We start from the raw sequence: 11,898 nt of genomic DNA, 5'->3' as shown, positions 1-11,898 counted from the left end.
GTGGTGCGGCGAGGTGATGCGGGGGTGCGGGCGGTGGTGGTGCGGGTGCGGCGTGGGGCAGTGCGCAGAGTCTGCTGATGGGACAGTCCGGTGCCGGGGACGGAGACGGTGCGGCTGATGCGGCCGTTGGCGTGTTTGGTGATGCGCATGCCTTTGCCGCCGACGGAGTAGCCGACACCGCTGCGGCTGAGGTTCAGGCGCACACCGGGAACAAGCTGGATGCTCTTGCTGAAGCGGAAGCCCACGGGCGATGCTCCTTAGATTTCGTAGCCGGCCGGGACCGGAGGATTGGTCCAGTCGATCCGCGGCGCGACCGGCACGACTGGAGCGGCCCCGGGGTGCGGTGGGGGAGGGGGAGGAGCCGAGGTGGGTTCGTCGTCGATGGTGACGCCGAAGTCACGTGCTAGTCCGGCGAGACCGTCGCTGTAGCCCTGCCCGATCGCGCGGAGTTTCCAGTCGGTGTTGCGGCGGTAGATCTCGACGGCGACCACGGCGGTTTCGGTGCTCAGGTCGCTGACGGTGAACTCGGCCAGCGCGGCACCGTCGGATCCGGTGACGGTGATGTCGAGTGGTCCGAGCTCGGTGAGGGTGTGTCCGGCGGGGGCGTCGAGGCTGATCGCGAAGGCGATCGCCTCGACGTGCGGGTCGAGCCGGGCCAAGTCGCAGCTGATCGTGGCGGTCATCATGGTGCCGGCGGCATGTGTGCCGTGGTATTGGACCGTGTGGTCGGCGGAGTGGGACTGGTTGTAGAACACGAAGTCCTCGTCGCTGCGCACGGCACCGGCGGAGAGCAACAGCGCGGACAGATCCGCGTCGAGGCCGAACTGGTGCCGTCGCCGACATGCCACGGACACCGTGGTGGCGTCGAGGGTGGTGTTCTGGCCTTTGCTCAATCGCATCCGCGTGCTTCTTCTTTCGTAGTTGCCTGACTGACGGCGGGTGTCCGCCAGGGCGACAGCGCACACTTCGGGGCAGCGTGGCGCGGGGCGAACAGGCTGTGGCCAGGATCGTCGTCCTGGCCACAGCACCGCATGGGCGAGGGGTTATTCGCAGGCGACTCCGTCGTTGTCGCGATCGAGCTTGGAGGCGTACCCGGGCTCACCGGCGTAGATCGGCGCCGCACCTGCGGCGCGTGCGGCGTCGCAGTTCTTGTAGTAGACGCTCGACGGGGCTTCCACCGCGGGGGCGGTGGGAGTGTAGACCGACGGCGGCGTATACACGGGCGCAGGAGTGGTGTAGACCGGCGGCGGCGTGTACACAGGCGCAGGAGTGGTGTACACCGGCGCGGGGGCGACGGTGGTGGTCGGCACGGCCTGACGGGTAGTGGGTACCGCCGCGGCAGCGGTTGTGGTCGGCGCCGGTGTCGTCGTGGTCGGCCGCGTGGTGGTCGCGGTGGTGGTGCGTGTCGTGGTCGGTGCCGCCGTGGTGGAGGTCGCGACCACGGGCGTGACCGGCTCGTCGGACTTGTCCCCACCGGTGCAGGACGCGATTCCGACCACTGCGGCGACCACAGCGCCGGCGATCCACGGCCACTTGGGGCGCTTCTTGCCTTCGCCGGGGATCGCTGGGGCAGGAGTAGCGGCCCCGAAAACCTGCGTCGGTTGGTCGGAGCCGGCGAACCCGAGGGGGCGGGTCTGGTCGGTCCACTGCGTCCCGTCCCACCACCGCTCGATAGTGGGGTCGAATGGGTCGGGATGCCAGTTGGCGGGAGAACTCATCTGATCTTTTCCGTTTGTAGTTCTAACGATTCTTGTGAGGCGTCGCACAGACCGCCTGGTTCGTTACACCGTGACCAGTGGTTACAGGAAGAAGACAGCGCGTACCGGGCTTGGATCTTGGGATTTGCTCCAGCGATGCCGGGGGCGCGTGCAGGCATCGACTGGGGTGGCGGCGTGTCCATCTGCAAGGGGAAGTTGGGACGCTGACGCTTCGGGACACTCTCACCACCTGGAGCGGACATCATGGCGCTGCCGGCGCACGCAAGAAAGGGCGCGGCGGCGAGCGGGCAGGGAGTGGGCATTGCCCTTCGGTGGGGCGCTGCGCGCGAGGTCCGGGCCGGTCGTGATACTCGAGGACGCGCTATCGAACCTTTCTTGAGATGTGAGAGCAGGAGCAGTACCTATATGCGTCGTCGAAACCGTTCAGCCCGAGCAGGATTTGCGGCCGGTGTGTTGGCTGTTGCACTCGTGGTGCCGGGTTGTTCGGTGGTCGATGCGTTTCCTGACGGATCGAGCGGCGGTGCGCCTGCGCCGGCGGTTGATGCGGCTGGGGCACTGACCACGCTGGACACGCTGCCGGTTAAGGGCCGGGCCCCGAAGACCGGATACAGTCGGGAGCAGTTCGGGCAGGCCTGGAGCGACGACGTAGTGGTCGCCGGCGGTCACAACGGGTGCGATACGCGCAACGACATCCTGCGGCGGGACCTGGTCGAGGTCACCTACAAGTCCGGCACCCGCGACTGCATCGTCGCCACCGGCACACTGCACGACACATACACCGGCACCACGATTGCCTTCGTGCGGGGACAGGACACCTCCACTGCGGTGCAGATCGACCACGTCGTGGCGTTATCGGATGCCTGGCAGAAGGGCGCGCAGCAGCTCAGCGCCGAGCAGCGCCGGGATCTGGCAAACGACCCACGCAACCTGCAGGCGGTCGACGGGCCGACCAACACGCAGAAGTCCGATTCCGATGCCGCCTCGTGGTTGCCGCCGAACCGGGGCTACCGCTGCGCTTACGTCTCGCGTCAGATCACCGTCAAGGCCTTGTACCGGTTGTGGGTGACTCAGGCGGAGAAAGACGCGATGAGCCGCATATTGCATGCGTGCTGACTGTGCCAGGGCGGGAGAGTCCGTGACGACTTCTCACGAGTATGGGTGATGGTATGGGTCTGCGTATGGTCTCTCTGAAGGGCGATCGGTTGCCGAGCTGTGCGGAAGGATCAGCGTCCATCAACCGCCCCCGACGCTCGGGTCCTGTGAGCCGCCGATGGGATGACCAGCACCATCCGAACACAAGTTCCGGTGCGAGGACCTGTCATCTGCCCAGGCTGGGGGCGCTGTCCAGTGCGCTGTGGTCCTGGAAATCCGGCTCGACTCCGCGCGGTCCTGTCCTCTTCGCGAACGAATGGTGTCGTCGGCGCAATGCCCATGGCCTGGGCGGCGTCGCGCGAGGTCAGGGCGTGGTTGCGCGTCGGCAGTTGGGGCAGTGGTCTTCGTCGGTGTCGGTGACGGTGATGTGGCGGGGGACGAGGGCGGCGAGAAGGCGGGGATGGATGTGCGGGTGGATCAGGGATAGGTCCCGCAGTCGTCCGGAGCGGTCGAGGGCGATGGTGATGGCGTTCTCGCAGTCCCAGAGTGCGAGGGCGTGGTCGTCGTTGTAGGCGGTGCGGTAGCGGATGCCGTCGACTTTCGTTGTGGCCGGTTGGTCTTCGTAGATGGCGCGGGCCCACTGTTGGGTGAGGCCGCGGTGTTCGTGGTCGGCGGCGAGGGCCGGCAGCGCTCCGATCTCCATGGCCGCGCCGGGTGTGGTGAGGTCGTAGGTGGTGATGTCGCGGACGGGCTCGACCTGGGTGACGCGCCAGTGTGGGCACAGGGCGGCGACGCCGGCCTCCCCGAACACCTCGCACGCGCTGGTGGCGAGGTCGACGGCCATATACAGCACCGCTCGCCCGTCCGGATCCATCGCCGGCGGGTTGGGGGTGTAGTGATCGAAACGGGCCAGCGGCCCGAAACGACGGAAGGTGATCCCGTTCGGGGTGAACCTGTCTTGGTGATAGATCCGGAACCACGGAGCCGTGGCAGGGTCGGTGGGTGTCCAGGTCCAGCGGTGATCCGCCGCCGGCAGGGGCCGTACCGGAGCGGGGAGGGGCTTTACCATCCGGCGGCGGTGAGGCCGGTCGTGACGGTGACGACCCGGTCGCTGTCGCGGGCCATTTCCTGGGCGGGGGTGCGGCCGGCGAAGGTGTCGTTGGGGCGGGTCATCCACCGTGACAGGCTGACCTCACCGCCGGGGAAGGCACGGGTGAGCCGGTCGAGGTCGGGCAGGACCGGGTCTGCACGGTCGGGGGTGAACTGCCAGGTCGGGAACCGCCACTCTCGGCCGTCCTTGAGGCCGACGAGCCGACCGTCGGCTGCCATGTCCGACACCGTTTGCTTGGAGACGCCGAGGATGTCCGCGACCTGGGTGCGGGTGAAGGAGGCAGCGAGTTGCTCGCGCCGCTGATCGACCTGCAGCTGCAGGTTCTCCGCCTCCAGTGCCGCGGTCTGCGTCGGTCGCGGCGCCGGCCCCCATTCGTCGTCACGGACGCTGGCGGGGTGACGGGCGGGGGCGGACACGGCCGAAGGACCTGTCGGCGCGCTCGAACCGGACAGCTCCTCACGCAGGATCTGCGCGGCGACCTCTAGCGCCTCGACCTTGGTCTGCACGACCCGTGCGGGTGAACGTGGTGTCGGAGTGGCGATGGTCAGTTCGGTGACCCGCGACCACGCCAGGGTGCCACCGTCTTCGGCGACGGTCACCTTCCACCTGCCGACGCGGTGGCGACGACCAGCAAGGTGCCGCGGCACCCGCACATGTGCGGTGGTGTGCGTCTGTCGCCGTCTCCCGGTCATGGCATACCTCCTTGTCCTCATTGTACGGGATGTGCGGGATGTGCGGGAAGTGCGGGCGAGCGTCGGAGGGGGGCGCAGTGAGCGCCGCGGACTCTGGCTGGACCGCGCGCCGGCACCGCCACCGGGGCGGCCTGACGATGGAACGTCGTCCAGGGCTTATCTGCCGTTCGAGCAGGACGCCGCCAACTACTAGCCAGTCGAAACCGACTGCGGAAATATCGTATGGGTGTGTATGTAGCTCTCAGGTTGCATGAATATGGTCGATGACGATCCTTAGCTTCCCCGAGGACCTGGCATAGTTGATTCTCGTGAGCGCCAGCCTCATCTACCGCAACGCCGCCGTCTATGGGGTGTTGATGCGCGTGCTGTACGGACGTCACTACAGGGCCCGGTTTCGTGCCATCGCGGCGGAGGTCCCGCCGGGTTCGGAGGTGTTGGACTTGTGTTGTGGTCCGGCGACCCTGTACACCCGGCACCTGCGCGGCCGCGGCGTCGACTATCACGGACTCGACCTCAACGAGCGGTTCGTCGCGGACGTAATCAACGCGGGGGGTCGTGGTGAGGTGTGGGACCTGCACGCCGACACTCCATTACCGGCGGTGGATGTCGTGCTGATGCAGGCAAGCCTGTACCACTTCCTCCCCGATCCCGCCCCGATCCTCGATCGGATGCTGGCCGCAGCACGTCAAAGGGTGATCATCGCCGAACCGATCCGCAACCTCGCCACCAGCGACAACCGGGTGCTCGCCGCTCTCGGCAAGCGGTACACCGACGCAGGGGACGGCGCCCGGGCGCACCGGTTCACCGAGCAGAGCCTCGACGAGTTGTTCGCAGCACACCGTCACAGGGTGCTCGAGCAGCGTCTCATCGCGGGCGGGCGCGAGAAGATGTTCGTTCTCGCCGCGTGAGGGCTCAGATCCGGAACGCGGTGACCGCGTCGATCACCCGCTCCACCTGGGTATCGGTCAGGCCCGGCCACAGCGGCAGCCGCAGCAGGCTTCGGGAGAACTCGTCGCTGTGCACACACGGCTGAGGTGTGCGACCAAGTTTGAGCCCGGCCGGGCTCGAGTGCAGCGGCACGTAGTGGAACGGCGCCGAGATCCCACGTTCGGCGAGGTGCCGGATCAGGTCGTCGCGGTGCTGCTCGGTCGGGGTGCGCAGGTAGTACAAGTGGGCGGTGTGCTCCCGGTCGTCGGGGACGGTCATCAGCTGCACGCCGCTTCGCTGCGCCCACTCGGGTAGCGCGGCCGCGTACGCGTTCCACACACGGTGACGGCCCGCTTGGATGAGGTCGAACTCGTCGAGTTGGGCGTCGAGGACCGCGGCGTTCAGTTCGCTGGGCAGATAGCTGGATCCGAGGTCCTGCCAGGAGTACTTGTCGACGGTGCCGCGTAGGAATCGGGCGCGGTCGGTGCCCTTTTCCCGGATGATCTCGGCCCGGTCCATCAAGAGGTCGTCGGTCAGCAGCAGGGCGCCGCCTTCGCCGCAGTGGATGTTTTTGGTGTCGTGGAAGCTCAGTGCGCCGAGGGTACCGATGGTGCCGAGAGGCCGGCCGCGCCAACGCCCGCCGAGGCCGTGCGCGTTGTCCTCGATCACGGCCACAGCGTGTGCGGTCGCCAGATCGAGCAGTCCGGCCATGTCGGCGGCCACACCGCCGTAGTGGATGACCACGATGGCTCGTGTGCTCGGGGTGAGCGCTGCCGCGGTCGCCGCCGGGTCGAGGTTGCCGGTGGCGGGGTCGATGTCGGCGAACACGCAGGTGGCGCCACGCAACGCCATCGACGTTGCGGTGGAGGTGAACGCGAAGCTCGGCACGATCACCTCGTCGCCCGGGCCGAGTTCGAGCAGCAGGCCTGCCATCTCCAGCGCCGAGGTGCACGAGGTGGTGAGCAGGGCGTGCGGTGCCGTGGTGATCGCTTTGAGTTTTGCGGTCGCCGCGGCGGTGAACGGCCCGTCCCCGTGGCTGTGGTCGGAGCCGAGGACTGCTTCGAGGTTCGGTAACTCGCGGCGTGCGCGGTGCGGGCGGCTGAACAGGATGTGTTCAGTGCTCATGTTCGCGGACTTCCGTCGTGCCGGCGGCTGCTCCCGATGCGGGCGGCTCTTGGTCGGGTCGCGGCAGCGGTGACCGGACGGTGAGGTAGAGGGGTTTGCCGACCAGTACGTGCAGGGCGACGCCGAGGTACTCGGCGATCAGGCCGAGCGAGAACAGGATCGCGCCGGAACACAGCAGCATTACCACCATCAATGATGCCCATCCCTCGGGTGCCCAGTTCTCGGTCGTCAGTGCCTCGTAGACGACGATGCCCGCCATCACCGCTCCGGCTGCGGCCAGCGTGATGCCCAGTAGGCTCACCAGGCGCAGGCCTCGGGTGCCGGTGCACAGGACCATCTTCCAGAACAGGGAGAACAACCGTCGGTAGTTGTAGCCGGACTCTGTGCGGCCCTCGCTGCGCAGGGTGACCGGGACCTGGGCGACCGTGCCGACCACCCAGGACAGTGCGACGTCGAGGTATGCGCCGTTCGACGCGACCTCGGCGAGCTGGCGACCGACGTCGCCGCGGATGAGGCGGAAGCTCTCGAACCGGGTCGAGTCGGGGAACGCGAACAACGTCGCCAGCACCAGCTTCGCGCCGCGGGAGGTGAGGTTGCGCAGCAACGGGTGGGGGCGGGTGTTTGTGGGCTTCGAGTACACCAGTTCGGCCCGCTGAGCGAGGGCGGCGTCCAGGAACGCACCGATGAAGGTCGGGTCGTGCTGGCCGTCCTCGTCCATCGTGACGATCCAGTCGCCGTGCGCGGCCGCCAGCCCGGCGATTGTGGCGGCGTCCTGTCCGAAGTTGCGGCTGAGCCACACCACCCGCACCTGGGGATGGGTGCGCTCGAGTTCTTCGAGGACCGTGTCGGAGCGGTCCGGGCCGTGATCGTGCACCAGCACGACCTCGTCGACGATGAACACGGCGCCGGCGGGGGAGCGCTGCGGCGATGCGAGCCGGTCGAGTTCGGCGACAAGTCCGCTGATCGTCTGCTCGCCCCGGTAGACGGGCACCACGACCGACACGGTGAGCGGGCGTGTCGACGCGTCTGTGTCGGGCTCGGGATCGAGCAGGTGGCGGCGCACGACCGGGTGCTCGGGAGACCGGGGCTCGGGAAGCGGCATCAGCTGTAGCGACTTTCTGCGGCGACGGCGGGTGCCGACAGTCTCTGGAAAGAAGGTGCGGCGCGAGTGCGAATGGCCGAACACTAACACGCAACGTAGGGAGTTCCGGGGGGTGCGCGCGGCGTTTCGCTCGGCTGAGGCTGCCGGGCGCGCGGTAGGGTCAGGGACTCGTGACCGAGCGTGCTGTATCCGATTCCCGGCGAGACGTCGTGCGGTGGGGCTTTGTCGCCGTGGTTGGGGTGGTGGCGGGCTACCTTGCGGTGGTGCTGGCGAACGCGCGGCACTACTTCACCGACGACACCGAGTCGCAGTACACCGCCCTCTGGGTCGGACTCGGTCGCTCGCTACGTGAGGGCGTGTTTCCGGTGATGGTTCCCGAGCAGTGGATGGCCGGCAACAACACGATGGATGACGCCGGCTTGTTCAATCCGCCGCAGTTGCTGATCGACGTCATTGCTCCGTCGGTCGACAACGTCGCGCTGTACGCGACCGTGGTCAAACTGGTCTTTTCGATCATCGTCGCCCTCGGCGTGTACCGGATTTGCCTGGTCTACGGGGCGCGCCCGGTGTGGTCGGCGGTTGCGGGTGTCGCGTTCCCGTTGTCGGGGTGGTTCCTGTTCTTCGACCAGGCCACCTGGGTGACCGCGCTGACCGGCACGGCGTGGATCGTGCACGCCTGGGCCTCGTCGGTGCGCTACACGCGCGGTGAGGGTGGACCGATCCCGGTGTTCGTCTTTCTGTACCTGACGATCACCACGCAGTACATCTTCCCGGCCATCGAAGCGATCCTGGTGCTGGCCGCGGTCGCGGTCGGGGAGCTGTTGTACCGACGTCGCTGGCAGCCGATCGCGCGCCTGACCGCGGTGTCCGCGTGCGCGGGCCTGGCGGGGCTGATTGCGTTCCTGCCGAGCATGCTGTCCGCGGACGTCACGTGGCGCGGTGCATGGGACGTGATCAACGATCCCTTCCTCACCGTCCCCTGGTCGGAATCGCTCAACGCCAGCCTGCCCAGCGCGCTGCCCGCGTTCACCTCGTGGTGGGGCTACGTGCAGCCGCTGCCGGTCACCTACATCGCCTGGTTCCTGGTTCCGGCCCTGGCGTTCGTCGACTGGCGGCGGGCGGCGGGTGCGTGGCGGGAGCTGTCGTCGGTGGCGCTGTTTTCACTGGTGATTCTCATGTGGGCGGCCGGGCCCGGCACCATCGGTCCGCTGCGCTGGCCGGCCCGGGTGCTGCCGATGCTCGCCCTCGGCCTCCTGGTCCTGGTGTGCGTGCTGATCGGACGATTCGGCACCGTCCAGAACCTGCGTGGCCGCATCGCCGCGGCCGGTGCTCTGATTGCGGTGTTGCTGGCACGATCGGTCTCTGCCGATCCCGCCAACGCAGGGTGGCACCTGCTCTCGGCGGTTGGTGTCGCCGCGCTCGGCGTGGCGGTGGTGTGGCTGGGCCGTACCCGGGGCACCGCATTCGCGGCCGCGCTGACGATCGTGGCGATGTTCCCGATCGCGTTTCTCCAGGTGAATGCGGCGCAGCCGACGCCGATGACGTGGAACCTGCCCGCGCACCGCTCCGACGCCCAGAACGCCTTCCCTCAATTCCTCGGTACGACACTGCAACTCGGTGACCGTGGGTTACTCGGTCCTGATGACAAGAGCGTCGACGCCGCCTACGGCTCGCTGGTGTTCGGCAACTATGCCCGCGCGGTCGAACTGGACTACGTCAACGGCTACACACCCAGCGGTCACTACTGGTTCGGTGACCTGCTGTGTATGCGGTGGGACGGCAGCGTCTGCCCGGACGCGTACCGCCGCGTCTTCACACCCGAAACCGAGACCGGCCGCACCCTCGTCGACCTGATGAACGTCGATCGGGTCGTGCTCCAGCGAACCATGTACCCGGACGCACGCGACCAGTCCGCCCCCGAAGGCTGGACGTGGGTCGACTATCCAGACAAGGACCGCTACATCTGGGTGCTCGAACGCGAGGACGGGCTGGTTTCGTCTCGCAACGGCCGCATTTCCGACATTGACGGAGTCGACGCGGTGTCGCTGTCGGAGACCGACACCACCAGCCGGGTGCGCGTGAGCTCGTCCGGCGGGGGGCGCGTGGTCTTCGCTCGCCTCGGCTGGCCCGGCTACCGCGCCACCCTGGACGGCGAACGGATCCCGATCACCACGGTTGCGAAGTCCTTCGTCGCCATCGACGTCCCTGCGGGCACGCAGGATGCCGAGTTGGTGCTGACCTGGCGGCCGCCGGGCTGGAAGATCGGCATCGTCAGCGCCGCAGCCGGGCTCGCCGGGCTCGGTGTCCTGCAGTGGCTCTGGATGCGAACTCGGCGCCGCGGCACCACCGCGACCCCCGCCACGGCGGGCGACGAACCCGATCATGCACCGGTCGGTGTGACGCCGTGATCGATCCCGACGGCCGTCACGCCTCCGGTGATGGGGATTCCACCGCTCCGGCCCCAGGGTTGCTGCTGCGTGCGGTGCGCCGACAGGAGGTCGGCTTCGCTCTGATCGGCGGGTTCAACACGATCTTCGGGATGGCGTTGACAGTGTTCTGGCTCGCCGTTCTCGGCGACCGCTGGCCACCTGCCGTGGCTGTCGTTCTCGCCTACGCGATCGGTGTCGTCACCGCGTTCGTGCTGCACCGCACCCTGGTGTTCCGGGTTCGTGGTCGGGTGGTCCGCGACTTCTTCGGGTTCGTCGCGGTCAACTCCGGCGGCTTGCTGTTGAACATCGTCCTGCTCACTGTCGCCGTGGAGACGCTGCGCCTTCCCCGAATCCCGTCCGCGGTGGTGATCATGGCGGTTGTCGCGGGCGCGACCTTCTTCGGGCATCGATACATCTCGTTCCGACGGCCACCCCAGAACGGGCGACTCTGAACGGCCTGATCGTGATGGCCGCCCTTTGCGTGCTGTGGACTTACGTCCAAACGGCCCGTCAACAAATCCGGAGTCGGTGGATGTGAGCAGCCGCGTTAGTCGACTGCAAGTTAGGACGAGTCTCGTTTTCAGGATGCCCGGTGCGTGGTCGTGTCGGACGAGGAACCGAACACGCACCGGGAGGTGGTCAGCTAGCGCGCAGGGCGAGGGTGAGGCCGTCCTTGTGGCAGGCAGTGGGAGCACCGGGGTTGGGTTCGGCTTGGCAATTCCAGCCGTCGCTGGTGACGGTGTCGGTGAGGGCGTCGGTGCAGCCGACTTGTCCGGCTGCGGTGCCGACGGCGATGAGGTGGTGGCGCCGGCGGCGTCGGTGACCGGTCCGCAGTGGACGTCGTCGATCGTAGTGGCGGGTGCAGGTACAGCGGCGCGCTGGTGTTGACCGGTTGCGGGCTCGAGTTCTGTGCCGGGTGCGGATGACGGACGGTGCGGGGCTGGTGGGTTGGCCGGTGCCGCGTTGCCGCGCAGCCCGATGTGAAGGTCACCGTTGATGCAGATGTGCGGGATCGTGGCCTCCGGCTGGGGCTCGCAGGTCCAGCCGTCGCCGGTGACTGCGTCGCCGGACGATGCGACTGCCGTCGTAGACGCGCCGCACCGATTGGACGATGACGCCGTTGAGATCGAGCAGCAGTGAACCCCTACTGTGGACCATGCTCGCGTTCGTTGCTGGTCTGGATGCCTGAAGAACACCCAGCTCGCAAGGGCGGGCCCTTTTCCAATCACCGACACGGCACGGGGTCGGACAACATCACGCCCCTACCAACTGCGAAGAGCCCCATATGTCGCGATTCGTCCTTGCGTCCGATGCCTGTCCCGGCCGAATCCCGACGGAATCTCCCTCAACCGCCTGACAAGTCGCGGCGACGCGGACGGAAGGGGTGCCCTCCGACACGTCCTCGCAGTTGACGTAGGGCTGGATTACAGGTCCTTCCTCGTATGGGAGGTCGGTGCCTCCAGGCTTGGAGGCAGGGGGAACGGGTCCTGGGCGAGGACTTGCAGGGCGGCGTGTCCGCGGGTGCGGTGTTCGGCCGGGACTGTGTACCAGGCCGGATGGTCGGCGCTGGCCAGGGGGGCTTCCCCCCGAGATGTGGACACACGTTCCTATGCGGCGGTGGCCAGCGTAGCCGATCGCTGCTCGTACTCGATCGGGCAGATCTGACCGAGAGTGGAGTGCCTCCTTCGGGTGTTGTAACGAG

General features: G+C 67.7%; 11 protein-coding genes. 4 read left to right on the top strand and 7 right to left on the bottom strand.

The window, feature by feature from the left end:
• The 3 genes from G6038_RS28335 to G6038_RS28325 all read right to left on the bottom strand — a co-directional run.
• On the bottom strand, positions 1 to 245 hold a 245-nt coding region (locus tag G6038_RS28335; RefSeq protein ID WP_165041911.1), incomplete at its 3' end, for a DUF4236 domain-containing protein.
• A gap of 12 nt (positions 246 to 257) precedes the next feature.
• The gene (locus G6038_RS28330; protein ID WP_165041909.1) at positions 258 to 899 is read right to left on the bottom strand and encodes a TerD family protein; all 642 of its coding nucleotides are present in this window, start codon (positions 897 to 899) and stop codon (positions 258 to 260) included.
• A 144-nt stretch (positions 900 to 1,043) separates the two neighbouring features.
• A complete protein-coding gene (locus tag G6038_RS28325; RefSeq protein ID WP_165041907.1) occupies positions 1,044 to 1,718 on the bottom strand; it encodes an excalibur calcium-binding domain-containing protein in 675 nt (224 codons plus the stop codon).
• Between the two features lie 450 nt (positions 1,719 to 2,168).
• Here G6038_RS28325 and G6038_RS28320 point away from each other — a divergent pair, with 450 nt between their 5' ends.
• The gene (locus tag G6038_RS28320; protein ID WP_346772942.1) at positions 2,169 to 2,831 is read left to right on the top strand and encodes an HNH endonuclease family protein; all 663 of its coding nucleotides are present in this window, start codon (positions 2,169 to 2,171) and stop codon (positions 2,829 to 2,831) included.
• 343 nt (positions 2,832 to 3,174) lie between these two features.
• Here G6038_RS28320 and G6038_RS28315 read toward each other — a convergent pair whose 3' ends face one another.
• Together G6038_RS28315 and G6038_RS28310 are read right to left on the bottom strand one after the other, a co-directional pair.
• Positions 3,175 to 3,879, bottom strand: coding sequence for an RES family NAD+ phosphorylase (locus tag G6038_RS28315; protein ID WP_206025768.1), 705 nt, complete (start codon positions 3,877 to 3,879; stop codon positions 3,175 to 3,177).
• Positions 3,873 to 4,520 (bottom strand): helix-turn-helix domain-containing protein, encoded by a 648-nt coding sequence (locus G6038_RS28310; protein ID WP_165041903.1) that lies wholly within the window; start codon positions 4,518 to 4,520, stop codon positions 3,873 to 3,875. Before G6038_RS28310 ends, G6038_RS28315 begins: the two co-directional genes overlap by 7 nt.
• 401 nt (positions 4,521 to 4,921) lie before the next feature.
• Between G6038_RS28310 and G6038_RS28305 the strand changes: the two genes are divergently transcribed.
• On the top strand, positions 4,922 to 5,521 hold the full coding sequence (locus tag G6038_RS28305) for a methionine biosynthesis protein MetW (protein ID WP_346772941.1): 600 nt from the start codon (positions 4,922 to 4,924) through the stop codon (positions 5,519 to 5,521).
• A gap of 4 nt (positions 5,522 to 5,525) precedes the next feature.
• On the opposite strand, the gene rffA is transcribed toward G6038_RS28305, so the two are convergent.
• Complete coding sequence (rffA, locus tag G6038_RS28300; RefSeq protein WP_165041899.1) at positions 5,526 to 6,665, bottom strand: dTDP-4-amino-4,6-dideoxygalactose transaminase; 1,140 nt, start codon at positions 6,663 to 6,665, stop codon at positions 5,526 to 5,528.
• Positions 6,655 to 7,767 carry a glycosyltransferase gene (locus G6038_RS28295; protein ID WP_240918803.1) on the bottom strand — a complete coding sequence of 371 codons (1,113 nt, stop codon included), beginning with the start codon at positions 7,765 to 7,767 and terminating at the stop codon, positions 6,655 to 6,657. The genes rffA and G6038_RS28295 overlap by 11 nt, the downstream gene beginning before the upstream one ends.
• A gap of 239 nt (positions 7,768 to 8,006) precedes the next feature.
• Between G6038_RS28295 and G6038_RS28290 the strand changes: the two genes are divergently transcribed.
• Together G6038_RS28290 and G6038_RS28285 are read left to right on the top strand one after the other, a co-directional pair.
• On the top strand, positions 8,007 to 10,175 hold the full coding sequence (locus G6038_RS28290) for a hypothetical protein (protein WP_165041913.1): 2,169 nt from the start codon (positions 8,007 to 8,009) through the stop codon (positions 10,173 to 10,175).
• A complete protein-coding gene (locus G6038_RS28285; protein WP_165041898.1) occupies positions 10,172 to 10,648 on the top strand; it encodes a GtrA family protein in 477 nt (158 codons plus the stop codon). The genes G6038_RS28290 and G6038_RS28285 overlap by 4 nt, the downstream gene beginning before the upstream one ends.
• The last annotated feature ends 1,250 nt before the right edge of the window (positions 10,649 to 11,898 follow it).

Origin of the sequence: Rhodococcus sp. 14C212 (assembly GCF_011058195.1) — a bacterium.
Taxonomy (GTDB): Bacteria; Actinomycetota; Actinomycetes; order Mycobacteriales; family Mycobacteriaceae; genus Rhodococcus; species Rhodococcus aetherivorans.
The sequence above is the reverse complement of the archived record's forward strand: the minus strand, read 5'-3'. Positions and strand labels throughout refer to the sequence as shown.